General features: G+C 75.4%; 20 protein-coding genes. 8 read left to right on the top strand and 12 right to left on the bottom strand.

The features are described 5' to 3' along the window. Positions 1–67: 67 nt before the first annotated feature. Together ACIBCA_RS20430 and ACIBCA_RS20425 are read right to left on the bottom strand one after the other, a co-directional pair. The gene (locus tag ACIBCA_RS20430) at positions 68–829 is read right to left on the bottom strand and encodes a hypothetical protein (RefSeq protein ID WP_396284341.1); all 762 of its coding nucleotides are present in this window, start codon (positions 827–829) and stop codon (positions 68–70) included. 572 nt (positions 830–1,401) lie between these two features. Then, positions 1,402–1,923, bottom strand: a complete 522-nt coding sequence (locus tag ACIBCA_RS20425) for a peptidylprolyl isomerase (protein WP_396284340.1) — start codon at positions 1,921–1,923, stop codon at positions 1,402–1,404. A 94-nt stretch (positions 1,924–2,017) separates the two neighbouring features. Here ACIBCA_RS20425 and ACIBCA_RS20420 point away from each other — a divergent pair, with 94 nt between their 5' ends. Continuing rightward, complete coding sequence (locus ACIBCA_RS20420) at positions 2,018–2,962, top strand: NAD-dependent epimerase/dehydratase family protein (protein WP_396284339.1); 945 nt, start codon at positions 2,018–2,020, stop codon at positions 2,960–2,962. Positions 2,963–3,187: 225 nt separating this feature from the next. Here ACIBCA_RS20420 and ACIBCA_RS20415 read toward each other — a convergent pair whose 3' ends face one another. The 3 genes from ACIBCA_RS20415 to ACIBCA_RS20405 all read right to left on the bottom strand — a co-directional run bounded on the left by ACIBCA_RS20415 (position 3,188) and on the right by ACIBCA_RS20405 (position 5,695). Next, positions 3,188–3,991, bottom strand: a complete 804-nt coding sequence (locus ACIBCA_RS20415) for a DUF4253 domain-containing protein (protein WP_396284338.1) — start codon at positions 3,989–3,991, stop codon at positions 3,188–3,190. A gap of 352 nt (positions 3,992–4,343) precedes the next feature. Beyond that, the gene (locus ACIBCA_RS20410) at positions 4,344–4,859 is read right to left on the bottom strand and encodes a hypothetical protein (protein ID WP_396284337.1); all 516 of its coding nucleotides are present in this window, start codon (positions 4,857–4,859) and stop codon (positions 4,344–4,346) included. Positions 4,860–4,948: 89 nt separating this feature from the next. Continuing rightward, positions 4,949–5,695 (bottom strand): hypothetical protein, encoded by a 747-nt coding sequence (locus ACIBCA_RS20405; RefSeq protein WP_396284336.1) that lies wholly within the window; start codon positions 5,693–5,695, stop codon positions 4,949–4,951. Between the two features lie 504 nt (positions 5,696–6,199). Here ACIBCA_RS20405 and ACIBCA_RS20400 point away from each other — a divergent pair. Continuing rightward, entirely contained in the window at positions 6,200–6,640 is a 441-nt protein-coding gene (locus ACIBCA_RS20400) for an XRE family transcriptional regulator (protein ID WP_396284335.1), read from the top strand. 38 nt (positions 6,641–6,678) lie between these two features. On the opposite strand, the gene ACIBCA_RS20395 is transcribed toward ACIBCA_RS20400, so the two are convergent. From ACIBCA_RS20395 to ACIBCA_RS20385, 3 genes are all read right to left on the bottom strand, one after another. After that, complete coding sequence (locus ACIBCA_RS20395) at positions 6,679–7,086, bottom strand: sigma factor-like helix-turn-helix DNA-binding protein (protein WP_396284334.1); 408 nt, start codon at positions 7,084–7,086, stop codon at positions 6,679–6,681. 163 nt (positions 7,087–7,249) lie between these two features. After that, positions 7,250–8,152: a helix-turn-helix domain-containing protein gene (locus ACIBCA_RS20390; protein ID WP_396284333.1), complete on the bottom strand. Its 903-nt coding sequence runs from the start codon at positions 8,150–8,152 to the stop codon at positions 7,250–7,252. Between the two features lie 22 nt (positions 8,153–8,174). Further along, a complete protein-coding gene (locus ACIBCA_RS20385; protein WP_396284332.1) occupies positions 8,175–8,387 on the bottom strand; it encodes a hypothetical protein in 213 nt (70 codons plus the stop codon). Between the two features lie 2,208 nt (positions 8,388–10,595). Here ACIBCA_RS20385 and ACIBCA_RS20380 point away from each other — a divergent pair. The 4 genes from ACIBCA_RS20380 to ACIBCA_RS20365 all read left to right on the top strand — a co-directional run bounded on the left by ACIBCA_RS20380 (position 10,596) and on the right by ACIBCA_RS20365 (position 15,457). Further along, on the top strand, positions 10,596–11,543 hold the full coding sequence (locus ACIBCA_RS20380; protein ID WP_396284331.1) for a hypothetical protein: 948 nt from the start codon (positions 10,596–10,598) through the stop codon (positions 11,541–11,543). 174 nt (positions 11,544–11,717) lie between these two features. Further along, a complete protein-coding gene (locus ACIBCA_RS20375) occupies positions 11,718–12,965 on the top strand; it encodes an FAD-dependent monooxygenase (RefSeq protein WP_396284330.1) in 1,248 nt (415 codons plus the stop codon). Between the two features lie 1,355 nt (positions 12,966–14,320). Further along, the gene (locus tag ACIBCA_RS20370; RefSeq protein WP_396284329.1) at positions 14,321–14,890 is read left to right on the top strand and encodes a maleylpyruvate isomerase N-terminal domain-containing protein; all 570 of its coding nucleotides are present in this window, start codon (positions 14,321–14,323) and stop codon (positions 14,888–14,890) included. A 324-nt stretch (positions 14,891–15,214) separates the two neighbouring features. Beyond that, entirely contained in the window at positions 15,215–15,457 is a 243-nt protein-coding gene (locus tag ACIBCA_RS20365; RefSeq protein ID WP_396284328.1) for a hypothetical protein, read from the top strand. A gap of 39 nt (positions 15,458–15,496) precedes the next feature. On the opposite strand, the gene ACIBCA_RS20360 is transcribed toward ACIBCA_RS20365, so the two are convergent. After that, the gene (locus ACIBCA_RS20360) at positions 15,497–15,934 is read right to left on the bottom strand and encodes a VOC family protein (protein ID WP_396284327.1); all 438 of its coding nucleotides are present in this window, start codon (positions 15,932–15,934) and stop codon (positions 15,497–15,499) included. 10 nt (positions 15,935–15,944) lie between these two features. Beyond that, positions 15,945–16,313 (bottom strand): helix-turn-helix transcriptional regulator, encoded by a 369-nt coding sequence (locus tag ACIBCA_RS20355; protein WP_396284458.1) that lies wholly within the window; start codon positions 16,311–16,313, stop codon positions 15,945–15,947. 230 nt (positions 16,314–16,543) lie between these two features. Here ACIBCA_RS20355 and ACIBCA_RS20350 point away from each other — a divergent pair, with 230 nt between their 5' ends. Together ACIBCA_RS20350 and ACIBCA_RS20345 are read left to right on the top strand one after the other, a co-directional pair. Further along, positions 16,544–17,167 (top strand): carbonic anhydrase, encoded by a 624-nt coding sequence (locus ACIBCA_RS20350; protein ID WP_396284326.1) that lies wholly within the window; start codon positions 16,544–16,546, stop codon positions 17,165–17,167. Positions 17,168–17,603: 436 nt separating this feature from the next. Next, positions 17,604–18,590: a hypothetical protein gene (locus ACIBCA_RS20345; protein ID WP_396284325.1), complete on the top strand. Its 987-nt coding sequence runs from the start codon at positions 17,604–17,606 to the stop codon at positions 18,588–18,590. Positions 18,591–19,853: 1,263 nt separating this feature from the next. Here ACIBCA_RS20345 and ACIBCA_RS20340 read toward each other — a convergent pair. Next, the gene (locus tag ACIBCA_RS20340) at positions 19,854–20,456 is read right to left on the bottom strand and encodes a hypothetical protein (RefSeq protein ID WP_396284324.1); all 603 of its coding nucleotides are present in this window, start codon (positions 20,454–20,456) and stop codon (positions 19,854–19,856) included. Positions 20,457–21,330: 874 nt separating this feature from the next. Beyond that, the gene (locus tag ACIBCA_RS20335; RefSeq protein WP_396284457.1) at positions 21,331–25,248 is read right to left on the bottom strand and encodes a Pls/PosA family non-ribosomal peptide synthetase; all 3,918 of its coding nucleotides are present in this window, start codon (positions 25,246–25,248) and stop codon (positions 21,331–21,333) included. Between the last annotated feature and the right edge of the window lie 427 nt (positions 25,249–25,675).

The raw sequence follows: 25,675 nt of genomic DNA, 5'->3' as shown, positions 1-25,675 counted from the left end.
GCGGCTCCGGAAGGAGGGGGTGAGGTGCGGGCTGCGGGGCGGGGCGGCGGAGTTCAGCCGCCGGAGTTCAGCCGCCGGAGGCCAGGCGCTCGCGCTGGCGCTTCATCAGGTCGCTCAGCAGCGCCTTGTCCGGGGTGCCCTTCACGTCGACGTCGATGGTGTACTGGACGTCGCCCTGGCTGGAGATGCCGGTCATCGAGCCGGTGTACGCCTGCTGTTTGGGCTGGTGGACGAAGCCGTGGGCGTCGGGGTCGCCGTCGATGTCGATCGACTCCTGGGACTTGACGCTGTAGCCCTTGGCGAACCGGGTGGCCTGGGCGGTGGAGCCCAGGTGGATGAGGGTGACGGTGACCTCGGCCTTGCCGTCGGCGGTGCGGTAGATGCGGGTGGCGGCGTCCTGGTAGCCGAAGGAGTGCAGGAGGTCCTTGATGCCGTCCTGCTTGCCGAAGATCCCGGCGACCTGGTCGTCGCTGAGGCCGGTGCCGTCGGCGGAGCCGTAGGACTCGCCGCCGTCGGGGATGGGCAGCAGGAAGAAGCGCAGGTCGCCTTCGTGCTTTCCGCCGCTGACGGTGCCCTTGACGGTGCTGGCGGGCTTGGGCGCGGGCGCGGCGGGCGTGGGCACGGGGACGGGCACGGCCGTCGGGCTCGGGCTCGGGCTCGGGCTCGCGGGCGCCGTCGCGGTGGCGGCGGCGGTCGGTGCGGGGTGTGCGGGCGCGGCGGCCACCGGGCGCGCGTCGGGTTTGCCGAGGGCGACGGTGGCGGTGGCGGAGGCGGCGGTGACGGCCAGCAGGCCCGCCGTGGCCAGCGCGATCCGCGCCGCGCGCGGCATCCGGCGCGCGGGGGCGGGGTCAGGCGCGGGGTCTGGGGCGGGGTCTGGCGCGGGGGCGGGGTCAGGCGCGGGGTCTGGGGCGGGGTCTGGCGCGGGGGCGGGGTCAGGCGCGGGGTCTGGGGCGGGGTCTGACGGGTCGCCGGGCCCGTACAGGTCGGCTGCGGGCTCGGGTTCGGGCCCCGGCGCCTGCCCGGGTACGGCGGGTACGGGCTCGGGCGCCTGCTCGGGTACGGCAGGTACGGGCGCGGGCTGCGGTGCGGCGGGCGCGGCTTCGGGCTGCGGCGGTGCCGCCGGACCCGTGGTGGCGCTCTCGTGGTCGGGCGCGGACAAAGGACTCCCCCCCGGGGAACGATCGTGGTTTCCACGCGCGGGCCCTTCTCACGGGCACCGCTCCCCCAAGCGTGTCCCCGGACCGTCCATCGCGCGTCTCACCAGGGATTATGAGAGTTCGACGGCGAACGCGCCAACCAGTTCAATCACCACACTCCCCCGCATTGCCTGAGCATTCGGACACTCCGTGACCCAAACGCAACGGGCCGGGGGCGGGGCGGGGGGCGGTCCGTGGCGGCGGGTCAGCCGTACTGGATCTCGACGCGGCTGATCACCACGTCCTTCACGGGGCGTTCGCCGTCGAGTGCGGTGGCGGCGATCGCGTCGACGACGGCCTTGGAGGCGGCGTCGGCGACCTGGCCGAAGATGGTGTGGCGCCGGTTGAGGTGGGTGGGGGTGTTCTGGGTGATGAAGAACTGCGAGCCGTTGGTGCCCGGGCCGGAGTTGGCCATGGCCAGGAGGTAGGGGCGGGTGAAGAACAGCTCGGGGTGGAACTCGTCGGCGAAGGTGTAGCCGGGGCCTGCGGTGCCGGTGCCGGTGGGGTCGCCGCCCTGGATCATGAAGCCGGGCACGACGCGGTGGAAGAGGGTGCCGTCGTAGTAGGGGCCGCTGCCGGGCAGGCCGGTGCGCGGGTCGGTGTAGGGGCGCTTCCCCTCGGCGAGTTCGGCGAAGTTGCGCACGGTTTTGGGGGCGTGGAAGCGCAGCAGTTCCAGGCGGATCGTGCCCTCGGTGGTGTGCAGGACGGCGTAGCGGGCGTCGCTCACGGCGCGGCTCCTCGGGGAAGGGGGGCGGGTGCGGGAGGGGCCCATGGTGGCACAGGGTGCACTGGGTTCGGGTGCTGGCTCTAGGGTGGGCCGGATGAGCGTTCATGTGGTGGTGGGGTACGGGCCGGCGGGGGCCGCGTTGGCGCGGCTGCTGGCCGGGCAGGGGCACGAGGTGCGGGTGGTCACCCGTACGGGGGGCGCGGGGCGTGCGGTGGTGGCGGGGGTGGAGCATGTGGCGGCGGATGCCGCGGACGCCTCCGCTTTGACGGCGGCGGTGCGCGGGGCGGTGGCGGTGTACGGGTGTGCGGCGCCGCCGCTTCAGCGGTGGGGGCGGGACTGGCCGGCGCTGGCGTCCTCGCTGTGCGCGGCGGCCGGGGCCGGTGACGCGGTGCTGGTGATGCTGGGCAACCTGTACGGCTACGGGCCGGTGGCGGGTGCGCTGCGCGAGGACCTGCCGCAGGCGGCGGCCGGGCGCAAGGGCCGGGCGCGGGCCGGGGTGTGGGAGCTGGTGCGTGCGGCGCACGAGGCGGGGCGCGTCCGGGCGGTGGAGGCGCGGGCCTCGGACTTCTTCGGCCCCGGGGTGACGGGGGGCGGGCACCTGGCCGAGCGGGTGGTGCCGGCGCTGCTGGCCGGGCGGGCCGTGTCGTGCCTGGGTGATCCGGACGCGGCGCACAGCTGGACGTACGTGCCGGACGTGGCCCGGGCGATGGCCGAGCTGGCGGGCGCGCCGCAGGCGTGGGGGCGGGCGTGGCACGTGCCGACGGCGCCGGCGCTGTCGGTGCGGCGGATGGCGGAGCTGGTGGCGCAGGAGGCCGGTGTGGGCGGTGCGGTGCGGGTGCGCCGGCTGTCGCCGCTGGTGCTGGGTGCGGCGGGGTTGGTCTCGCCGGTGCTGCGGGAGCTGCGGGAGGTGCGCTACCAGTTCGACGCGCCGTTCGTGGTGGACTGCTCCGCGTACGAGGGCCGGTTCGCGGTACGGGCGACGCCGGTGGCGGAGCAGGTCGCGGCGACGGTGGCGTGGTGGCGCGAACGCGCCGGTTAGGGGGCGTGCCCGGGGGGTCTCCGGCGGGGCGCAGGGGTCAGGGGTTTCTGACGGCGCGGTGGCACTACGCCGGTAGTGGCACTACTGGCGTAGTGTCACCCGTCCGCAGTATCACTACGGATGTAGTTGCACTGTGGGTGTAGTTGCACTGTGGGTGTAGTCGGTTGGCCGGTGCGGCAGGGCGTGGCTGTCGGCCGTCCGGCCGGGTCCGCGGGGGTGTGGTGCTCAGTCCCACCACAGGGTCCAGCGGCGGGCGCCCGCGAGCTGCCCGGCCAGCTCGGTGAGGGTGCCGGCGCCCTGGAAGAGCTGGTCGGGGCAGAGCGCGGCGAACTGCGCCGCCAGGGGCAGGGCCTGCTCGGGGGTGGCGGGCGGGTGGGGGACGCTCAGTTCGAGGGTGTCGAAGCCGGCCTCGACGAGGCGGGCGCCGTAGCGGTGCTCCCAGTCGGCGAGGACGGCGGCGACCTCTCCGGTGGTGTGGTGGTTGACCGGGCCCGTCCAGCCGCAGGCCGCCAGCGCGTGGGCGCCGCCGGTGGCCGCGACCAGGCCCAGGCGCACCGGGCGCACCGCCTCCAGGGCGGCGGCGAGGTCGTAGGCGGCCGCGTCCGCCGCGGCGGCGTCCGGGACGGCGGCGGGCGCGGGCGCGGGGGCGGGCCAGGCGGGTCCGTAGGGGGCGAGGGCCTGCGCCGCCTCCTCCTCGTCCTCGTCCTCGTCGGGCTGGATGCCCTGCCACCAGGTGCGCAGCAGCGTCTGCGGGTCGTGGGCGCCGGGGTCGGCGTCCCGGCCGGGGCGCAGTTCGCCGGTGTGCCAGGGGCGGAAGTCCTCGTCGCCTTCGCGCAGCGGGCTGAGCAGCAGCGGCCACAGGCCCGTGGCGGGGTGGGCGCGGTGCAGGCGCTCCCACAGGCCGATCGGGGCGGGGCCGTCGCCGACCCACAGCAGCGGCCGGCGGGCGTCGTCCTCGCCGGTGACGGTGCGTCCGGGCGGCAGGGGGACGGTCAGGGCGGCCAGGGCGCCGGCCAGGGGTGTGCTCATGGGGGCCAGGCTAGGGGCGGGGTGCGACAAGCCCGTGGGGCGGGGGTTCGCTCCCGCCGCGGGCTGCGGCGGTGGCCGCCGCCGGGGGGCGGTGCGGTGCGGGCGGGGTGCGGTGCGGTGCGGGGTGCGGTGCGGGCGGGGCTGGGGCGTGCCCTTCGGCTCACGCCGGGTCAAGCGGGCCGCTCCCCCGGCCTTCGGCCTGCAGGTGCCCCCGTTTCGCGCCCGGCCGGGCGCACGCCCGGGCGTGCGGCCGGACCGTCCTCGTACCGGACGTACTCGGGCGGTCCGGCCGAAGGCCGGGGGGAAGGGATGATCCGGCGTCGCACGCCCGGCGAGATCCGAAAGAGAGGGCCTAGAAGTGGGGGCCGGTGGCGGGGCGCTGGCGCGGGATCGCGGGCAGGGGGTGGCCGTCGCTGGAGGTGCGCACGGGGGCGGGGGCGCCGGCCGGGGCAGGAGAGGTGTGGGGGGTGCGGGCGGGGACGGGGCGGGTGAGGGGTGCGGCGGCGGGGGTGATGGCGGGGGTGGTGGCGGGGCGGGGCTGGTCGAGGCTTTCCAGGAGGACGGCGAAGTTGACGTAGTCGAGGGGTTTGCCCGCCTGGTGGCAGTCGTTGCCGGTGACCAGGCGGCTGACGCGTCCGCCTCGGCGGGTGAGGGGGCCCAGGGTGGTGCGCAGGTCGGGCTGCCAGGTGCGGGCGGTGGGGAGGTGTTCGAGGGAGAGGGTCCAGTCCTCCTCGTCGACGAGGAGGGTGGCGCCGGGTGTGCCGGGCAGGACGCGGGTGCCGTAGCGGCCGCGGACGACGGCGCGCTGTTCGAAGTCGGCGTCGCGCAGGGTGACGGTGATCCGCCACGCGCCGTGGAACCTGTGCATGGGCGCCTCCCGGGCGGCCGGCGGGCGCGCCCGGCCCCGGACGGCGGGCACGCTCCGTCCCCGTCAACGGGCCGAAGGCCCCCGCCGGCTCAGCGCGGTGTGCGGGCGGCCGAGACGGCCGGTGCGGCGGCGCGGGCGGTGTGGGCGGTGTGGGTGAGGGCGGGGTAGCCGTGGGCGGTGAGGACCAGGTCGGCGAAGCGGTGGTCGCCCAGGGGGACGCCGTTGCGGCGCAGCAGGTCGAACAGGCTTGCCAGGTGGGGTGGTTCGGTGCCCTGGGGCAGGCCGGCGGGGGTGGTGGCGAGGACGCCGAGGAGGGGTCCGGTGCGGCCCGGGCGAGGGCGGTGGGGGTGCAGGCGCAGGTGCAGGACGAGGCGGGCGGCGCCGGTGTCGGGGTCGGGGCTGGTGTCCATGGCCAGGGAGTGGATGGCCTCCCAGGCGTAGCGGCGGGGCAGGTAGGCGCGCACCAGGGTCAGGCCGGCGGGGCGGGCGCGCAGCCAGAAGCCGAAGGGGACGGGGGCGGCGGCGGCCAGGACGGCGGCGGTGGAGACCAGGAGGGCGGGCACGGCGCCCAGGCGGGCGGCGGCGCCGGTGCGGGTGAGGACCAGGCCCAGGGCCAGGGCGGTGAGGCAGCCCAGGGGGGCGCCGGCGGCGCGCCACAGGAAGGCCAGGCGCACGGTGCGGTGCGCGGGTGCCGGGCGGGTCACGGACGCCGGCGCGGTGCGCGCGGTGCGCGCGGTGCGCGCGGTGCGCGCGGCGGTGCCGGGGGCGGGGTGCGGGGTGTCGGGGGTGGTGTGCGGCGCGGTGGTGTTCGGGGTGTGCGGCGTGGTGTCCACCACGGCCCCTCCTGGGTGCTGCGGGCCTTGGGAGGGGCGGCCGGTCGGGCCGCCTTCCCCCCTTGCGGGTGCGGGGCGCGGGCTCGGTGGTGCCGCTGGTGTCCCCGCGCGGGGTGGCCGCTGTCCCCTTGCCGGGGGCGGCCGGGGTCGTCCGGGCGCTTTCCGGGTGGTCGGGTATGCCGGGTTACGTTGGTGCGAACGGCAGTTGACGGGGCGTCGGCCCGGTCGGTGTCGCTGCGCAGGCCCCCCGGGCCAGAATGTCAGCCGTGCCCGACGGGGGTCAACTGGCATGGATCATGGGTATCGTCACATCCATGCCAGCTGGCGCGATCCGCCGGTGGTGCACGGGGACGGGGGCTGGGGATGGCGCGGTCGGGGGACGGCCCACCGGCCCGGGACGCGGTGCCCGGGGCCGTACCGGGAACGGGCGTGTCGGGCACGGGCGTGTCGGGAACGGGCGTTGCGGGCACGGGTGTTGCGGGCACGGGTGTTGCGGCGGCGGGTGCGGTGGACGCGGGCGCGGTGGAGGGTGTGGTGGCGCGGGGGCTGGCGGCGCGGATCGAGGCGCTGTTCACCGCGGTGCGGCGCCCGGACCGCGGGCAGTACACCAACGAGGAGGTCGCGCGGGCCTGCCGGGAGGCGAGCGGGGAGTCGTTCTCCACCACCTACCTGTGGCAGTTGCGCACCGGGCGGCGGGACAACCCGACCAAGCGGCACCTGGAGGCGCTGGCGCGGTTCTTCGAGGTGCCGCCGGCGTACTTCTTCGACGGGTGTCAGGGGGCGCGGATCGCGGGTGAGCTGGCGCTGCTGGGGGCGCTGCGTGATGCGGGGGTGCGCAGCCTGGCGCTGCGGGCGGTGGCGCTGTCGCCGGAGGGGCTGGACACGGTCGGCGAGCTGGTGGAGGTGATCGCCCGCCGGGACGCGGCGCGCCGGCGCCCGCCCGTCTGAGCCCGGTGGTTCCGCCGGCCCGGGCGGGCCGGGGCGGGTCAGGGGCGGGTGGCGGTGGCCAGGGAGCGCAGGTGGGCGTGGACGGCGGCGGGTTCGGTGCCGGTGAGGTCGGCGATGCGCTCGCAGGGCAGGTCCAGGACCAGGTGCAGGAGCAGGACGTCCTGCTGGCGGGCGTTCAGGTGGGCGAGGGTGCGCAGGGTCCGGGGGCCGGCGCGGGTGCGGACGCGGTGGCGTACGGCCTGCCAGGCGCAGGCGGCGGGGCTGGCGGTGGCCAGGGCCTGGGGCCAGTGGCGGGCGAGGTCGCCGAAGGCGTCCTCGACGGCGGGCGGGGCGTCGGCGCAGGGCAGCAGGAGGGCGGCGTAGGCGAGGTAGTGGGGCAGGTGCAGGTCGTGCAGGGCCCGCAGCCCCAGGAGCTGGGTGCCGGCGTGCGGCGGTGGTGTGGGCATGGGTGTCGTGTCCCGGAAGGTGGTGTTCGGAAGGTGGCGTTCGGAGGGGGCGTTCGGAAGGGGGCGTTCGGAAGGGTGGTGTTCGGGGTGGGCGGCGGGTGCGGGCGGGCGCCCGGGGGCGTGTGTGCGCCCGGGTGCCCGCCCGTGCCGCGGGCGCCGGGTGTTACGGCAGGGGCCGGGCGCGGCCCGGCCCCTCGGCCGCGGCGGCCGCAGCGGTGGCGGTGGTGCCGGTGGCGGCGGTGGGTGCGGGTGGGGCGGGGTGGTGGCCCGGGGGGCCGTAGGAGTGGTAGGGGCCGTGGGCGGCGTGCAGGCCGTACGGGACGCCGTCGGCCTCCTCCCGGTCGCGGTCGGCCGCGAGGCCGGCGCGCAGGCCCGCCCAGAGGCGGAAGAGGATCTCGGTGGAGGCGCCGGCGCTGGAGGACCTCATGGCCAGGGTGAACTCGCGCTCCCGGGCCAGGGGCCCGGCGGCCTGGGCGGGGGTGCGGGCGCTGTGGGTGCGTTCCCACGCCTGCGCCCACAGGCGTGCCCGGGCCTCCTTGACGCCCAGGACCTCCATGTAGGTGAGGAACAGTTCCCTGCGCAGCGGTGCCTCGCCGCGCAGGACCAGGGCCAGGGTGGAGGAGGGCAGGCGCCGTCCCAGCAGGCGGGCGCGGCGGTCGAGTTCCTCCAGGGAGGGCCAGTGGGCCCTGCGGCGCATCTCCACCATCGCCTGCCGCAGGTCGGTGGAGGAGTCGGCGTCGTCGGGGTGGCGCTCGCGCCATCTGAGGGCGCGCCGGCGCCGGGTGCCGCCGGCGTGCGGGACCCGGTTCCAGTACGCGGCGGTGGCCCATTTGCGCCGGGCGGCCTTGAGGTCGCCGCCGCAGGCGCCGGCCATCGCCTCGACGGTCTTCCAGCCGGGCAGGGTGCGTCCGGCGGCGGCCCGCTGCAAGGTGGTGGGGTGGAAGTTGGTGCTCTCGGCGAGCTGACGGTACGTCAGGCCGGAGCGCTGGCGCTGTTCGCGCAGCCAGGAGGCGAGCTTGCCCAGGGCGGGCTCGGCGGCCTCGATCGGTTTCTCGGGGCGTCCCATCGCGTGTCGGCGCCGGTGTCCGTCAGGCCCGTTCCCGCCGCGCCCGCGCTCCCAACAGGCAGGCTGCGGCGGCCAGTTCGAGTGCGGCGGGCACCGGGGTGCCGGTGCGCACCAGGGCGGCGGCCACGACGACCACGACGACGACCACCACCGGGTGCGCGGCGCGCGGGTGGGGGTGGGGGCCGTGGGCGGCGCCGGGGTGGACGGGGGTGTGCTTGCTGCGCTTCCTCGTCATCGAGGAGCCCTCCTATATCACCGTCTGCTCCAACAGGCGGGCACTTTCGGCGGTTGGCGTCGCTCCCGGTGCCCGGTGACACAACACTGTGTCAGGCGTACGGGTGAATCCCAATCGCTTCGGTGAACATCGCGCGGATTGATGCGCCCGCGTCCCGCTCCCCGTCCGCGATCGCGCTCACACCCGGTCACGGCGGTGCAGGTCACGGCCGCGAAACCCGGATTTGATGCGCTTTCGTGCAAGGTGGCCTTGTGGCCACCGTGGCCGGATGTGACGATGGTCGGCGGCGTCGTCCGGGCCCTGGGCCCGGAACCCGGGGGCGCCGTCGGCTCCAACATTCTCGGGAACCCCGGCAGCGGGCCGTGTTGGCGCATGGGCCCGTCCGGACAGCAGAGACCGCCCGGCCCCTCGTCTTGCGGCCCGAGCGGTCTCTCTGCGTTCCCCGGGACGGGGGCCCTACGAACGGTGTGCCGACGACGCAGCCGAGGCCCGGCGAACGGACTCCCCCGCACCGGGGGCGGCCTGCCCGGCCGCCGCGCGGCCCCACGGGGCGCAGCACACGGGCGGGGTACGTGCCGGCACCCGCACCACCGGCCGCCCCGGCTCGCCCAAGGCCCCCCGGTGCGGCGGGCGCGGACGTGTCCGAACCCGTGCTCCGGCGTCCTGGCCGGGGCACGGGTTCAGAGGGGGTTCAGCACTGCGGACGGCGGCCGTGGTTGGCCCCGCGCCGGGCCCTGGCCTTCTTCTTGCGGCGACGCTTGGACGACATGAGGGCCACGCCCCTTTCCTCAGCCGGCACCTGCCCCGGCACCCGGTCACCCCGGGCCCCTCCACCGTTCCACACCCCCGCCCGCCCCGCGACCCGCCACCGGGCCGGGGCCCGGCACCACCGGAGCGCGGGAACCGGAGGGGCGCCCGCAACCCCGTCCCCTCCCCCGCCGTGAGAGCGCAGCACCCCCGTGGGGGCGGCACGGGCGCGACGGCACAGCCCCTCCCCGCGAAGGCGGGGCGCAGCGGCGGGGCGGGCATCCACCCCGCCCGGCCACAGCGCCGCCCCGCAGCGGAGCCGGAGCGGGCACGGCCGGGGCCGCCCGAGGGGGGGCGACGCTCCCCTCCCCCTCGGGCGCAGGGGCCGGTTCACGGGGCGCAGCGGCCGGGCGGGCATCCACCCCGCCCCGCCGCAGCGCCGCCCCGCAGCGACCGGACGGGGACGGGGGCCGGGGGCGCAGCAGCAGCCGGCGTCCACATCCCCTCCTCCGGCCGGCGGTGGGGCCGTGCGGGTGGGCAACTCGCGCCGTCGAGCAGCGTGTTGGGCTGCGCCGCCTGGCACGGCGCGGCTCGGCCCGGCTCGGCTCGGCACGGCACGGCACGGCACGGCAGGAGGTACGCACGGGCCGGGGCGAGGGCTGTTCGCAGGGTGGGCAACTCGCGCCGTCGAGCAGTGCGTTGGGCCGCCCCGCCGCCCCGGCACGGCACCGCACGGCACGGCACGGCACCGCACGGCACGGCACGGCACGGCAGGAGGTACGCACGGGGCCGGGGCGAGGGCTGTTCGCAGGGCGGGCCACCGGCCGTGACGTCCAACTCGCGCCACCTGCCGGCCCGTTGACCCCGCCGCCCTCCCGTCACCGCGCGGTGGCGGCGGGACACGGCGCGCGGGAGTACGGGGGGAGCGGACGGGAACCCGGGCGCGGGACCAGGCGGCCGGCCCGCCCCGTTCCCCCGCCGCACCGGTGCGGCGCGCCTTCCCGCGGTGGACGGGGTGGCGAGGGGAGGGAACGGGCCGGGGCGCGCGGCTGCCGACCATCCGGCCCCTCGCCCCAAAAGGAGCGGTGGCGCGGCCGGGCGCGGGCCAGGGCGGTCGGGCGACTCGCGGCGTTGTCCGGCGCGTTGGGCTTCCACGCCCTGCGAGGTGGCGGGGCGCGTCGAAACCGGAACGCCACGGCGAAGCGGTGCAAGACCGCGGGCCGGGGCGGGCGCCCGGCCCGCCCCGCCGCCCCTGCCACCGGGCCGCCGTCCCCCGCCGCCCCACGGCAGGCGGCGGGGCACGGCGGCGGCAGGGGCGCCGGGCGCGGTGACGGGGTGTCAACGGGCGGGGTGCGCAGCCTCACCCGTTCGGGGGCCGGCGGGCCGTCCGGGCCCGGCGGGGCGTTAGCGTCGGGACGGCGGTGGCGGTGGCGGGTCGAGGCGGGACGAAGGGGTGTCGGGGTGCGCGGGTGGCGGGGCGGGCGGGCGGTGGGGGCCGTGGTGGCGGCGGTGGCGGTGCTGGGGGCCTTCGGGTGCGAGGGGGTGCCTGCGGGCGGGCGGGAGGCGGCGCCGGCGCTCTCCGGTGACAGCGCCCCCGGCCCGGGCGCAGCGACGGACCCACCGGGCGCCGCGTCGGGCGCACCGGGCGCCGCACCGGGCGCGGCGGGGCGGCCGGTGGCGCTGGTGTACCGGGGGCCGGCGGCCTGCGAGGGGTGCGCGGAGGCGGCCTCGGGGATGCTGGAGCGCGGCGGGTTCGCGGTGCGGTTCGTCGGCCCCGGGGAGCGGGTGCGTTTCGGGCGCGCGGCGCTGGAGGGGGTGGCGCTGTACGTGCAGCCGGGCGGCAGCAACGGGCAGGAGGTGGGCACCGCGTGGCGCCTGCTGCGGCGCGAGGAGGGCTTCTCCCCCGACCTGGTGCGCGACTTCGTGCGCGGCGGGGGCCGCTACCTGGGGCTGTGCATGGGCGGCTACCTGGCGGGCGACCCGGGCTACGACCTGCTGCCGGGCGACTCGGGCCAGTACATCCGCTCGCAGGGGGCGAGCGTGAGCGGCGAGGGCGACCAGCTGGTGGAGGTGGCCTGGCGCGGGCACCCGCAGCACATGTACTTCCAGGACGGCCCGTACTTCGACGTGGACGACGGCCCCGGCGCGCAGGTCCTGGCCCGCTACACCAACCAGCGCCCGGCCGCGGTGGTGGCCTCCTACGGGGCGGGCCGGGTCGCGGTGAGCGGGCCGCACCCGGAGGCGCCGGCGCAGTGGTACGAGGACTACCACCTGCCCGACCAGTCGCACGGTTCCGCGGCACTGGGCGAGGACCTGCTGCACACCCTCATGACCCCCACCGCCCCCACCGCGCCCGCCGCGCCCGCGTCCGGTTCCGTGCCGGCCGGGCCGTCCACGCCTGCGCACTAACGCCTGCGCACTAGTGCACCCGGACGGGCGGCGCGGGCCCCACCGCCTGCGCCGATGGCGCCCGCCGCCCGTGCGGTGCACTGCCCACACCCCCTAGTGCACTAGTGCATCAATTCCAAATAGCCGCAGTACAGGGCTTGTTGAGCGCGGCGCGTACGGCGTACGGTCACGGGTATGGAGACCTCACGGACCACCCCGCAGCCCACCGACGTCCTCATCAGCGGCGCCGGCATCGCCGGACCCGCCCTCGCCCTGTGGCTGCGCCGCTTCGGCTTCACCCCCGTGGTCGTCGAACGCGCCCGGGCCCCGCGCCCGGGCGGGCAGAGCGTGGACCTGCGCGGCGCGGCGCGCACCGTCGTCGAGCGCATGGGCCTGATGCCCCGCTGCCGCGACCTGGCCGTCGAACAGCGCGGCATCGCCCTGGTCGACACCCGCGGCCGCCACAGCGCCCGGCTGCCGGTGGAGCTGTTCGGGGGCGAGGGCATCGTCTCCGAGATCGAGATCCTGCGCGGCGACCTGGCCGCCCTCCTGTACGAGACGAGCGTGGCCGAAGGCGTGGAGTACCTCTTCGACGACACCGTCACCGCCCTCGACGAGGACGCCGGCGGCGTGAGCGTGCGCTTCGAGAACGCCCCCGCGCGCCGCTTCGCCCTCGTCGTCGGCGCCGACGGCCCCCACTCCACCGTGCGGCGCCTGGCCTTCGGCCCCGAAGCCGACCACTACCGGCCCCTGGGCGGCGCCCACGCCTGGTTCACCGTCGACGACCCCGCCCTCGCCCGCGAACTCGACCACTGGTTCCTGATGTACAACGCCCCCGGCGGCCTGGTCGCCGGCGCCCGCCCCGGCCGCCTGAGCGGCGAGGTCAAAGCCGGCCTCGCCCTGCGCGAGGTCCCGGCCTGTCTTCCGGCGGGCCGCGCCGGCCGCGCCGCCCAGCAGCGCCTGCTCACCGAACGCTTCACCGGCGCCGGCTGGCACACCGATCGCCTCCTCGAAGGCATGCACCGGGCCCGGGACTTCGCCTTCGACACCTTCGGCCAGGTCCACGCGCCCCACTACACCCGCGGCCGTATCGCCCTGCTCGGCGACGCCGGCTACAGCCCCAGCCCCCTCACCGGCCTGGGCACCAGCCTCGCCCTCGTCGGCGCCTACCTCCTCGCCGGTGAACTCGCCACCACCGAAGGCGACTTCACCCTCGCCTACCGCCGCTACGAGGAACGGATGCGCCCCTACGTCACCCAGGCCCAGCAACTGCCCCCCGGCGGCATCGGCGGCTACGCCCCCCACAGCGCCCTCACCATCCGCCTGCGCGCCCTCTCCATGCGCTGGATGAACCGCTGGCCCCTGCGCCCCCTGCTCGCCGCCCAGTTCGCCAAAGCCGACGCCATCACCCTGCCCGACTACCCCCTGCCCACCCACACCTGACACCCCGCCCGGCACCCCGCCCGGCACCGCGCCGGGCACCCCGCCGGGCGGCATCCGCCGGCCGCGCACGGCGGACGGAACCCGCCACACGGCACCACCACAGGCCGCCGTCCCACACCACCGCAGGCCGCCGTCCCACACCACCACAGGCCGCCGTCCCACACCACCGCAGGCCGCCGTCCGGCGACGCGGCCCGGCCGCCGGTGCCGGCCCCGGACAGGCCGTTGTCACAGCGCTCGTGGAGCAGGCAGCGCCCCTGACCGTCCAGAACGGGCACCCTCGCCACATGGGCCCGGCCCAACGCGGCCTCCAGCGCGGCGAGACCGCGGGCGCCGAGGGCCTTCCACACCTGCGCAAAGACGGCGTCAGGCCCGCCACGGCCCCGCAGCGGACAGTGCCCCGCGCAGCCGCGCGGCCCCGCAGCACCAGCGGCCCCGTGCGGGAGCGGCGCGGGAGCGCCCCCCGTGCCGCCCGGCCGGGCGGGCACCCCACCGCCGCCGCGGCCAGACGGCGAACTCCCCCGCGGCGCTACGCGCCCGGCCCCGCGCCGCACGGGCGAGGCCCCGGGCAGGGGCGGGTTCCCGGGTCCCGGTGGCGCGCGGTGCGTCGCGCGGCCCCGTGCGGCCCCCTTGCGGGAGCGTGCGGGAGCGGCGCGGGCGCGCCCCCGTGCCGCCCGGCCGGGCAGGCACCCCGCCGCCGCGGCCGGACCGCGAACTCCCCGGCGGCGTCTACGCGCCCGGCCCCGCTCCCGCGCCGCACGGGCGAGGCCCCGGGCAGACCGTTGTCACAGCGCTCGTGGAGCAGGCAGCGCCCCTGACCGTCCAGGACGGGCACCTTCGCCACACGGGCCCGGCCCAGCGCGGCCTCCAGCGCGGCGAGGCCGCAGGCGCCGAGGGCCTGCCACACCTGCGCAAAGACGGCGTCAGGCCCTCCACGGCCGCGCAGCGGACGGCGCCCCGCGCAGCCGCGTGCGGCCCCGCACGGGAGCGGCGCGGGAGCGCCCCTGTGCCGCCCGGCCGGGCGGGCACCCCGCCGCCGCGGCCAGGCGGCGAACTCCCCGGCGGCGCCTACCCGCCCGGCCCCGCTCCCGCGCCGCACGGGCGAGGCCCCGGGCAGGGGCGGATTCCCGGTCCCGGTGGCCCCGGCCCTCGACCGGGCGGGGCCGCGCGGTGGGCGGTGCGTCGAAGCGGTGGTCCACCCGGGAGCCGTGTCCCGGCCGGCGGCGCGCGGTACGCGGCGCGCGGCCGGCGGGGCGCGGCCGGCGGGGCGCGGCCGGCGGGGAGCGGCGGGCGGGCCCGCCCGCAATGCGTTTGTCCGGCTGTCCGCGGCGCTGCGAGGATCACCGGATGGATGGCATGAGCAGCAAGGACGTCGAGCGGGCCGTGGACGAGATGGTGCGGGTCCTGGCCCCGCACGACAACGACGCGCGCTGGCAGGCCCGCGCGGGATCGCTCGAGTGGAGCTGCCGGCGGACCGCCGTACACGTCGCGCACGACCTGCTCGCCTACGCCGGACAGCTGGCGGCCCGCCCCGCGAACGCCTACCTGCCCTTCGACCTCGCCGTCGACCCCGCCACCCCGGTGCGCGATGTGCTCGAGGTGGTGAGCGCGTGCGGAAGACTGCTCGGCGCCGCCGTCGCCGCGGCCGCGCCCGGCGACCGCGCCTGGCACTGGGGACCGTGCGATCCGGCGGGGTTCGCCGCGATGGGCGTCGCGGAGACACTCCTGCACACGCACGACATCACCCGGGGACTGGGGATCACCTGGCTCCCCCCGCAGGACCTGTGCGCGGCGGTGCTGGAACGGCTCTTCCCCGACACCCCCCACGGTGACCCCGTCCAGGTCCTGCTGTGGTCCACCGGCCGGGGCGATCTCCCCGGCCGACCGCGCGTCACCTCCTGGCTCTGGAAGGCCGCGCTGAAGTGAGGTGAGGTGAGGCGGGGAACGGACCCGGGCCCGGGCCGCCACGGCGGGCGGGCGGGCCCGGGTGCCGGCCCCTACGGCGGGCGCCGGTGCACGATCGGCCGGCGCCCGAGCTGCCGCCCCACCCCGCACTTCGGCTCCGACGAGCAAGGCCACCCCACACACCCCGGCCCGGCCCCGTCCAGCCCCGTCCAACCCCTGCCCGCCGCCCCCTGCCCGCCGCCGCCCCCGCGCCCGCCCGGGGCCACGACGCCCGCCGGGGCGACACCCCGCACACCCACCCCACAGACGGCCCCTGCCTGACCCGGCTCCCCCCGCACAAGCGCCGTGCCGCACAGGCACCGCGCCCGCGCCGCCGCCCGGGCCGCCGGGACCGGACCCGCCGCCGCCCTCGAGGCACTGTGGACCACCGAACACGGGCCCCGGCAGCCCGCGGACACCGGCACCGGCCACCCGCCCCGGCCCCGCGACGCCCCGCACACCACCCTGCTCATCTGCGACGAGGACACCGCCCGGCAGGTCACCGCCGCGATACCCGCCGCCGGCGCCGACGCCGACCCCGGACCCTGACCCCACCCCCCTCACCGGGCCCCACCGCCCCCGCCGGCCTCACTTCCCAGGCGCCCGGGCACCGCCCTCACGCACCTGGTTGAACCGCAGCATGTTGCCCGCCGGATCACGGAAAGCACAGTCCCGCACCCCGTAAGGCTGGTCCATCGGCTCCTGCAGCACCTGCGCCCCCGCCGCCCGCAGCCGCTCATACGTCGCGTCGCAGTCGTCCGTACGGAAGATCACCCCCCGCAGCAGGCCCTTCGCCAAGAGCTCCGCCGCCGCCAGCCGGTCCTCGGCACTGGCGTGCGGATCCGCCACCGGCGGCTCCAGCACGATCTCCACCCCCGGCTGCTCGGGCGAGCCCACACTCACCCACCGCATCCCCTCGAAACCCACGTCACTGCGCACCTCGAACCCCAGCACGTCCCGGTAGAACGCCAGAGCCCGGTCGTGGTCGTCGACGGCGATGAAGCACTGCGCCAGCTGAATGCCCATACCCCCCACGCTACCCGCGCCCCCCACCCCCGCCCCCGCGCCCGGGCCGGGTACCCACCTTCGCCGCACACGCCGGGATCACCGCCCCCGCCCCGTGGTCCGCCGCCCGGTACACACTCGGACTGCACCCCACCAGCTGCGTGAACCGCGCACTGAACGACCCCAGCGACGTACAGCCCACCTCCACACACACCCGCGTCACCGACAGGTCCCCACGCCGCAGCAGCGCCTTCGCCCGCTCGATACGCCGCGTCATCAGATACCCGTACGGCGTCTCGCCGTACACCGCCCGGAAACTGCGCGCGAAATGCCCCGCCGACATCAACGCCGTCCCCGCCAGCGCCGCCACGTCCAACGGCTGCGCGTACTCCCGGTCCATCCGGTCACGCGCCCACCGCAACCGGACCAGATCCTCCAACGGAACACGACTCGCCACACCCGCCACCGTACCCCCGCCCCACCACAACCCCACCACCCCCGCCCGCACCCCGCCACCACCCCCGGCCGCACCCCGCCACCGGCACAGGCCCGAACCCCGCCACCACCCCCGGCCCGGGCCCGCCCGGCCCCGGCTGCGGACCCCGAAGACACCGATCTAGGGTGGAGACCATGATCTCCTCCCCCATATCCAGCCCCGCCGAAGCCCTGCGGGTGCTGATGGAAGGCAACGCCCGCTTCGTCGAGGGCCTGCCCGAACACCCCAACCAGGACGCCGGACGCCGCGCCGCCCTGGCCCCCGCCCAACGGCCCTTCGCCGTCCTGTTCGGCTGCTCCGACTCCCGCCTCGCCGCGGAGATCATCTTCGACCAGGGCCTGGGCGACCTGTTCGTCGTACGCACCGCCGGCCACGTCACCGGCGCCGAAGCCCTCGGCAGCATCGAATACGGCGTCAGCGTCCTCGAATGCCCCCTCGTCGTCGTCCTGGGCCACGACTCCTGCGGCGCGGTCGCCGCCGCCGTCGAATCCCTCGAACAAGGCCGCCTGCCCGGCGGCTTCGTACGCGACGTCGTCGAACGCGTCACCCCCAGCGTCCTGTCCGCCCGGGCCGCCGGCATCACCGACATCGACGGCATCGTCGACGAACACATCCGCCAGAGCGTCGCCCTCCTCCTCGAACGCTCCCAAGTCCTCGCCTCACGCACCGCCGCCGGCCACACCGCCGTCGTCGGCCTCTCCTACCGCCTCCTCGACGGCCACGCCCGCACCATCGCCACCCACGGCCCCCTCACCTGACCCCCCACCAAACGCAACCACCCCCCACCACCCACCCCCAGACGAAGTCCAGCCACCCCCAGACACCAGAACCCACCACAACGAACACGACCCCCGACCAGCCAGACCGAACCCACACCACACCCCCACCCACCCGGCCGGACGGACAGGCACCCGGCCGGACGGGCGACACCCCGGCCACGAACACGCACACCCGTACACGCAGCCCCTGATGAGGATTCGGGATTTTTTCCCCACCCCTGCTCCCGCTCCTCAGATCGTTGGTCGTTCAAGCATCTGAGGACGCTGAAGAGCGACCAGCGTTGGACATGCAGGGCCCAGCCCCTGGCCGCGTCCGCGGTCTGCTGCTGTGGCGCGGATTCCGGGAACTGTGGTTGACGGTGGTAGCGGTCAGGGTCCGCTCGTCTGTCTCCTGCTCCGTTGAAGGACGGTCTCAATGGCCCGCACCACCCCGCCGCGCCGCGTGGACATCGCTGCGGTCTTCCCAGAACTGGCGCTGCTGGCCCGGCAGGCAGTCCGCCTGCACCCTCGGCTGGGCGTGCCTGCCGTTCGCGACAGTTCGGTCGGCGGCCCGCTCCTGTGGCCCGCCGACGAGCCGTGGCCGGCCTGTGAGGGCCCGCACCCGGAGGTCGACCTGCCGGTGTCACTGACGGACGTCCGGCGTCGCCGCGAGCTTCACAGGACGGGCTGGGCGGGCGGGAGTCCCACCGAACAGGAGCGCGCGGCGCTCGATGCGACGTACGTGGGTCATCCGTGGAGCCAGGAGCCCAATGCCCTGCTGCCGGTGGCCCAGCTTTACGCAAGAGACATCCCCGGGCTGCCGTGCCCTGCGGATTCGGACCTGCTGCAAGTGCTGTGGTGTCCGCTGGAGCACGACCCGAACTGGATGCCGACTGCCCGGGTGGTGTGGCGCGCCTCTGCCGCGGCGGGCGCACTGCTGGTCGAACCGCCGCTGCCCGCGGACGTGTCGGGGCACGGCGACTACCTGCCCGAGCCGTGCGTGCTGCACCCCGAGGTGGTGACCGAGTACCCGGCTCCGCTGGAGCTGGAACCGGACCTCGCGCAGCGTGTCGGGGATTGGTGCGAAGAGCAGTTCACCGGCACTGACCCGAGGTACCTGTACGAAGAGGAGTTCCGGGCCTACTACCAGTACGAGCTGTCCGTCGCCCCGGGGTGGAAGGTGGGCGGCTGGGGCCCGTGGAGTTTCAGCGATCCGTCGGTCATGCGGTGCACGATCTGCAGGTGCGTCATGAGGCCGCTGCTGACGATCAGTTCGGGCGCCCTGGACGGCAGCGGTTGGGATCCAGTCGAGGACCGGGACTCCGCCGAGGACATCGGCATCGTGATCGGACGGAGCTACGACATGCAGCTCTACCACTGCCCCGCCTCCTTCGGTCACCCGCACCTGGAGGTCATGCAGTAGACAGCCGGCGCGTTCCATGCGGGGTTGTGGCATTCGTCCGGGCCGGGCAACCCCACGGGGAATCAAGGCGAGCAGGCCTGGCCAGCCCCATAGCACGGGTGGCCGTTCTCGGGGAGCGTCATCAGCCCCCCGGCCACCACAACACCACACCCCCTCCCCCGCGAACCACACCCCGGCCAGGCCCCCGCCCGGAACAACCGCGTCGCCACCACCACAGCTCGCGTACCGGCCACCCCGCACACCACCCGACCACCCCACCACCCCCCGGGGGGACCATCCCCCGGGGGGGCGAGTTCAGAGCACACCACCCAACCACCCCACCCCCAGGGGCGAGTTCAGACACCCCGAAAGGCCACCCCGCCCCCGGGGGCGAGTTCAGAGCACACCGAAAGGCCACACCCCCACGCACCGGGGCCCACCGGAGCAACCATCGCCCCCAGCCGGCCGGACCACACTCCACACGCCCCGCCGTCAACACGACCCGCCCACCGCCGCACCCACCCGCCGACCACGGCACGGGCTGCGACAGCGCCACCCCACAACCACCCCCGGCGAACCACCCGCCCGGCCGGAACCACACCCACACCGGCCGCGAAGACACCAGCCGGGGGCCGGCCCGCCCAACCGCCCCACCCCCAGGCGCAGTTCAGACACCACCAGGGACCCACACCCAACGACCGGGCCCACCAAAGCAGGCACCACCCCCGGCCGACCGGGCCGACGCCACACACCCACCCCGCCGGACCACACCCTCCCGCGAACACGCCCACCCGGACGCCACAGCCCGCACACCGCCCAACCACCCCGCCCCCAGGCACAGTTCAGACACCACCGAAGAACAACAGGCCCACCACCACACCGACGGCCCCGCCGAACGCTCCCCCGCACACCACAGCCCGCCCCACGCCGCCCGGGCCGCACCCGCGCCTTCGGGCACAGGACCCCCGCCCTGAAACCGGCATCCCCCCGGGGGGCAACCTGCGCCCCCACCCCCGCCCCGCCCCCGCGCACCCGGACCGGAAACGCCGACGAACCGCTCCCCCGGACGGACCGCCCCCAGCCGACGACGACACCACCGGGCGAGAACACACCCACACCCCCGCCACACACGGCCCGCCCCACGCCCGGACCGCGCCCGCGCCTTCGGACACAGGGCCCCCGCCGTGAAACCGGCATCCCCCCGGGGGCAACCTATGCCCCCGCCCCCGCCGCACCGCCACACAGCCCGCCCGGCCGGCCCGTCCGCCCCGAAAGACCGGCAGGTCAGCGCGCCGACTCCCCGCACGAATCACACACCCCGGTCGCCGGGAACTCGATGAAACACCTCGGACACACCGCCGCCACCCGCACCGGCACCGCCGAAACACCCCGCGCCCCACCCCGCCCCGACACCGCCCTGCCCGACCCCGGCGCCGCCCGCCCCGACGCCCGCCGCGACAACGACTCCCGCAACCGCGGCGCCAGCGCCGGCGTCCCCCCGTCCTCCGGCAACACCGCCCCGAAATGCCGGTAACACGCCAACCGCGCCGCAGCCGCGTGCTCCTCACGGTCCATCTCCGACCCCAGCGGCGCATGCCCCGCCACCGCCAGCACCTCCTGATAGCCCACCCCGACCCGCCCGTCCTGCGCATGCACCACCAACGACGTCAACGGCGGATCCCCACGCCGGTGCGCCTCCCGGACCACCAGCCCCAGCACCTTCCCCAGCCACTGCCGCTGATCGAAACGCGTCCGCACCCCCGACACCTCCTGCACCACCACCGCCAGATCCCCATACGTGATCACCGCGTGATAACGCCCCGCGACCTCCACCAACGCCGGATACGCCGCCCTGGTCCACACGATCTGCGCCTGAGTCGCACTCACCGGCACACCATCCACCACCCGCCAATACCCATGCCCCTGCCACGTCATCCCGCCCACCCCCACACCCATCGACTCAACCCTCACGCCGCCCTCACGCCACCACGCCAAAACTACCCCGCCCCCACCCCCACCCACCCCCCGGCCCCCCACCCCCCACCACCCCCGAAAACCACCAACCAACACCACCACGAAACCGAACCCGAACCCACCCAAACCCCCACACAACACAACCAGACACACCCAAACAACCACCCCACCCCTGCGAAGGAGACCCGGTCCCCCACCGCCACCCACACCAAAAGCGGCGCCGCCCCGCACCCCGCAAAACAAGCCGCCTCCCGCATCCCCAGCCCGCACACCCCCAACCCGGACCGACTGAAACAAACACAACGACAGCACCCGACACACAGAAATACAGTGCGGCCACGATCCACCGGACCACGGCCGCACCACACACCACACTCAACCCAGCCCCGTACATGGCCAGAACCGCGAACCGGCACGGACCACGGGCCCGGCCGCTCCGGTGGGCCGGGCACCCCGGCCCACCAGGCCGGCACACCACATACGGCGACGGCCGGGCCCTGCCCCGCGAGGCCCGAGCCCCCGGCGGGCAAGGCCGGACACGGACAAGGTCACAGGCCCGGCAGGACAGGAAAGGCCGGGCCGCGGGAGCGGACGGGGCCACGGGCCCGGCCTGACCACGAGCCAGGCCGGACGGACAGGATCTCAACCCGGGGCCCAGGCAAGCAGGGCACATCCGCCCCTCGCCAGCCAGCCCCGCCACAGGGTCAGGGCAGAGCCGCACAAGCCGGGCCGGACCGGCAGGGGCGCAACGCCCTCGCCCGCCCGGCCCGCGGCCGGGCCCCGCTCCTCAGGCCCGCGCCGCCGCGCGGCGCCGCCGGGCCGCGCGACGCCCGGGCGGCGGGGTCGCGTCCGCCTCCCACGCCGCGACCGGGTTACCCAGCCAGCGCGTCGCCTCCGGCACACTCTCTCCCCGCATCACCAGCGACGCCGGACCCACCGTCGCCCCCGCCCCCACCGACGAGTCCAGCAAAACGATCGAGTGCGGACCACACGTCGAGCCCGCCCCCAGATCCACCGGACCCAGCCGCATCACCCGGTCGTGGAACAGATGCGTCTGCAGCACCGTGCCCCGGTTCACACTCGCCCCCGCCCCCACCGTCACCAGATCACTCTCCGGCAGCCAGTGCGTCTCACACCACACACCCCGCCCCACCTTCGCCCCCAGCGACCGCAGCCACACGTTCAGATACGGCGTCCCCGTGATCGCCCCGCCCCCGAACGGCATCGCCAGCTCCTCCACGAACGTGTCGTACAACTCGTTGCGCCACACGAACGACGACCACAACGGATGCTCCGCCACCGTGAACCGCCCCACCAGCAGCCACTTCGCCACCGTCGTCACCCCACACGCCACCACCGCCGCACCGATCAGCACCAGCCCCGACACCGCCCCCGCCAGCACCAGCCCGAACGCGTCCCGCACCTCCTGCAACACCGCCAGCACCCCGTCCGCCAGCAACGCCGCCACCACCACCGGCACCAGCCGGCACACCTCCACCAGACCCCGCGCCCACACCAGACGCCGCGCCGGCGCATACGTACGCGACAGGTCACCACCCCGCGCCACCCGCGGCAACGCGAACGCCGGACGCCCCAGCCACGACGAACCCTGCGGAGCACTCGCCGGCGCGTCCGAGAGCACCCCCACCAGCGTGTCGTCCGCCAGCACCCGCCCCGCACCCACGATCCCCGAATTCCCGACGAACGTACGCCGCCCCACCCGCGCCTCCCCCAGCCGCATCCAACCCCGACACAACTCGTACGGCGCCACCAACGTGTCGTCCGCCAGGAACGCCCCGTCCCCCACCCGCATCAGCTTCGGCAGCGACAACACCGTCGACGCCTCCACCCCACGACCGATCCGCGCGCCCAGCATCCGCAGCCACACCGGCGTCAACAACGACGCGTACAACGGGAACAACGAACGCCGTGCCGTATCCGACAGACGGCTCACCGCCCACGCGCAAAACGCCACCCGCCCCGCCACCGGATGGAACCCCGGCTCCAACGGCACCGACAAGACCCGCACCAACACCGCTATCAGCACCGCGTGACACGCCACCGTCACCACCGCCAACGGCACCAGCCACGGCAACACCCCCACCAGCGCCCCCACCGGCGACGACGACGAACCCACCATCGCCACCACCACCGCCAGCCCCGGCAACGCCGCCAGGAACGGCACCGCACCGAACACCGCGAACGCCACCGAATACGCCACACCCCACCACCGCGACACCCCACCCGGCGCCACCGACGGCCACACCGTCACACCGTGCGCCGCCGCCCCCGACACCTCACGCGCCGGCGAACCATGCCACACGGCACCCGCCGGCACCACACCCGTCACACACGCACCCCCTGCCACCCGCGCGCCCGCACCCACCCGCGCACCCGGCATCAACACCGAACGATGGCCGACCACCGCCCCCTCACCGACCTCCACCCACCCCACATGGAACACCGCACCGTCCAGCCACCACCCCGCCAGATCCGCCTCCGGCTCCACACACGCCCCCGCACCCAAACGCGCCAGACCCGTCACCGGAGGCACCGCGTGCAACACCACACCCCCACCCACCCGGCACCCCACGATCCGCGCGAACCGCACCCCCCACGGCGTCCCCGCCAACGCCCCCGTCCCGAAAACCCCCGCCCACCGCTCCGCCGCCCACACCCGCACATGCACCGACCCACCCCGCCGGTACGACCCCGGCCGCACCCCCGCCGTCAACAACCGAACCCCCAGACCCCCCACCACCGCACGCCCCGGCGCACTGTAGAAAACCGACAACAACAACACCACCACCCACCACGACACCCGCGGCGCCCACACCAAACGCTCCCCCAACACATTGTCCAACCCCGCCAACACCACCACCCACCGGACACCCACCACCGAAAACAACACCACCAACACCAACGACTGCCACACCCCACGCCCCACACCCGCAGTCCCGGCACCGGCGCCCGAACCCACACGCGAACCACTCGAACGCACAGACGAAACCTCACGCCCATCCGCACCCGGACCCGCCGACACACCAACACCCGCATCCGGACCCTCGCCGTTGCCATCGCCGGCACCGGCACCGGCAACAGGAGTCAACGAATCCAGGTACACCGCCAGATCACCCAGCACCGGATACGCATACAGATCCGCCACCGACACCCCGCCGAAACGCACCCGCAACCGCGACACCAACCCCGCAGCCGTCAACGACGACCCACCCAACGCGAAGAAATCATCCCCCTCACCAGGAACCGCCCCCAGCAGACGCTCCCACTCCTGCGCCAGCCACCCCGCCGTCCCCTTGAGACCCACACCGTCCCCACCACCCGAACCACCACCGGACGTGGGCAGCGGCCACGGCAACGCCCCCCGGTCCACCTTTCCCGACGTCTTCACCGGCAACGACCCCACCACCGCCAGCACCGGCACCAGAGCCCGCGGCAACCTCCCCAACAACACCTGCCGCAACACCGCCACATCCAGCACCACACCCGCCGCCGCCACCACGTACCCCACCAGCAACTCCGCACCCGCCGGCGACCTGCGCACCGCCGCCGCAGCAGCCACCACCCCCTCCAACGCGGACAGCGCCGCATCCACCTCCCCCAACTCGATCCGCCGCCCACCCAACTTCACCTGGTCATCCGCACGCCCCACGAACACCAGACCCTCAGGCTCATTGCGCACCAGATCACCACTGCGGTACACCCGCGCCGACGACAACGCCGGATGCGGCGCGAACTTCTCCCCGTCCCGCACCGGATCCAGATACCGCGCACACCCCACCCCACCGATCAGCAGCTCACCCACACCACCCCACGGCACCACCGCGCCCGAGGCGTCCACCACCGCCACCTCCCACCCCGCCAGCGGCACCCCGATCCGCACCGGCTCCCCCGCCACCAGACGCGCAGCCGTCGCCACCACCGTCGTCTCCGTCGGCCCGTACGTGTTCCACAACTCCCGCCCCGGCGCCGCCACCCGCTCCACCAACCCCGCGGGACACGCCTCGCCCCCCACGATCACCAACCGCACCCCCGCCAAACACTCCACCGGCCACAACGCCAACAACGTCGGGACCGTCGAAACCACCGTCACCCCCCACTCCACCAACCACGACCCCAACTCCGCCCCCGCCCGCACCACCTCACGAGGCGCCGCCACCAACGCCGCCCCCGACCCCCACGCCAGCCACATCTCCTCACACGACGCATCGAACGCCACCGACAAACCCGCCAACACCCGATCCCCCGGGCCCAACGGCGCCTCCCGACAGAACAACCCCAACTCCGCGTCCACAAACGCCGCCGCCGACCCGTGCGACACCGCCACCCCCTTCGGCCGCCCCGTCGTCCCCGACGTGAAAATCACCCACGCCTCATCCGACCCCACCGGCCACCGCGACACACCCGACCCCACCGGCCACCCATCCCGACGCCAAAAACCACCCTCCCCCAACACCCCACACACACCCGCATCCCCCCACACCAACTCCGCCCGCTCCACCGGATCATCAAAATCCACCGGCACATACGCCGCCCCACACCGCAAAACCGCCAAAACCCCCACATACAACCCCACACCACCCGACCGCAAACACACCCCCACACGATCACCCACACCCACCCCGTACGACGCCAAAACCCCCGCCAACGCCTCCACCTCCCCCCACAACGACGCATAGTCCAACACCACCCCACCCCCCACCAACCCCACCGCCGACGGAAAACGCTGAACCGTCAACCACAAGACGTCCAACAACGTCCCAGACCCCGAAACAGGGACAACCGGCCACACACCCGGCTGAGACTGCGACACCGACCCCGCCCCGGACCCCAACCCCCACCCCGACACCACAGACCCCGACACCGAAGAACCCGCCAACCCCTGGCCTGCACTCATGAAAAACAACATCCTCTACAAAAAACCGAAAGAAAAGTAAACGAAAGCGTGCACATGCAGCTACACCGGCAGGAAACACCACCCACCACCATCACCCACCCAGAAGCCCGACTCCCACCCCACCCCCAGGATCAAAGAAACTTCTCAGAAACCACACCACAAACCCGTCATGGTCACGACAAATGGGCCACGAAAACCAGGCACAACTACCAAAACC

Source organism: Kitasatospora sp. NPDC051170 (assembly GCF_044455705.1).
Taxonomy (GTDB): domain Bacteria; phylum Actinomycetota; class Actinomycetes; order Streptomycetales; family Streptomycetaceae; genus Kitasatospora.
Note: the sequence above shows the minus strand (reverse complement) of the source record. Positions and strands in the feature narration are given on the sequence as shown.

What these genes read in the sequence shown, in the direction of transcription:
- ACIBCA_RS20430 (WP_396284341.1), bottom strand. Translation starts at nt 829, where the DNA reads ATGCCGCGCGCGGCGCGGATCGCGCTGGCCACGGCGGGCCTGCTGGCC.
- ACIBCA_RS20420 (WP_396284339.1), top strand. Translation starts at nt 2,018, where the DNA reads ATGAGCGTTCATGTGGTGGTGGGGTACGGGCCGGCGGGGGCCGCGTTG.
- ACIBCA_RS20415 (WP_396284338.1), bottom strand. Translation starts at nt 3,991, where the DNA reads ATGAGCACACCCCTGGCCGGCGCCCTGGCCGCCCTGACCGTCCCCCTG.
- ACIBCA_RS20410 (WP_396284337.1), bottom strand. Translation starts at nt 4,859, where the DNA reads ATGCACAGGTTCCACGGCGCGTGGCGGATCACCGTCACCCTGCGCGAC.
- ACIBCA_RS20395 (WP_396284334.1), bottom strand. Translation starts at nt 7,086, where the DNA reads ATGCCCACACCACCGCCGCACGCCGGCACCCAGCTCCTGGGGCTGCGG.
- ACIBCA_RS20390 (WP_396284333.1), bottom strand. Translation starts at nt 8,152, where the DNA reads ATGGGACGCCCCGAGAAACCGATCGAGGCCGCCGAGCCCGCCCTGGGC.
- ACIBCA_RS20385 (WP_396284332.1), bottom strand. Translation starts at nt 8,387, where the DNA reads ATGACGAGGAAGCGCAGCAAGCACACCCCCGTCCACCCCGGCGCCGCC.
- ACIBCA_RS20375 (WP_396284330.1), top strand. Translation starts at nt 11,718, where the DNA reads ATGGAGACCTCACGGACCACCCCGCAGCCCACCGACGTCCTCATCAGC.
- ACIBCA_RS20370 (WP_396284329.1), top strand. Translation starts at nt 14,321, where the DNA reads ATGAGCAGCAAGGACGTCGAGCGGGCCGTGGACGAGATGGTGCGGGTC.
- ACIBCA_RS20360 (WP_396284327.1), bottom strand. Translation starts at nt 15,934, where the DNA reads ATGGGCATTCAGCTGGCGCAGTGCTTCATCGCCGTCGACGACCACGAC.
- ACIBCA_RS20355 (WP_396284458.1), bottom strand. Translation starts at nt 16,313, where the DNA reads ATGGACCGGGAGTACGCGCAGCCGTTGGACGTGGCGGCGCTGGCGGGG.
- ACIBCA_RS20350 (WP_396284326.1), top strand. Translation starts at nt 16,544, where the DNA reads ATGATCTCCTCCCCCATATCCAGCCCCGCCGAAGCCCTGCGGGTGCTG.
- ACIBCA_RS20345 (WP_396284325.1), top strand. Translation starts at nt 17,604, where the DNA reads ATGGCCCGCACCACCCCGCCGCGCCGCGTGGACATCGCTGCGGTCTTC.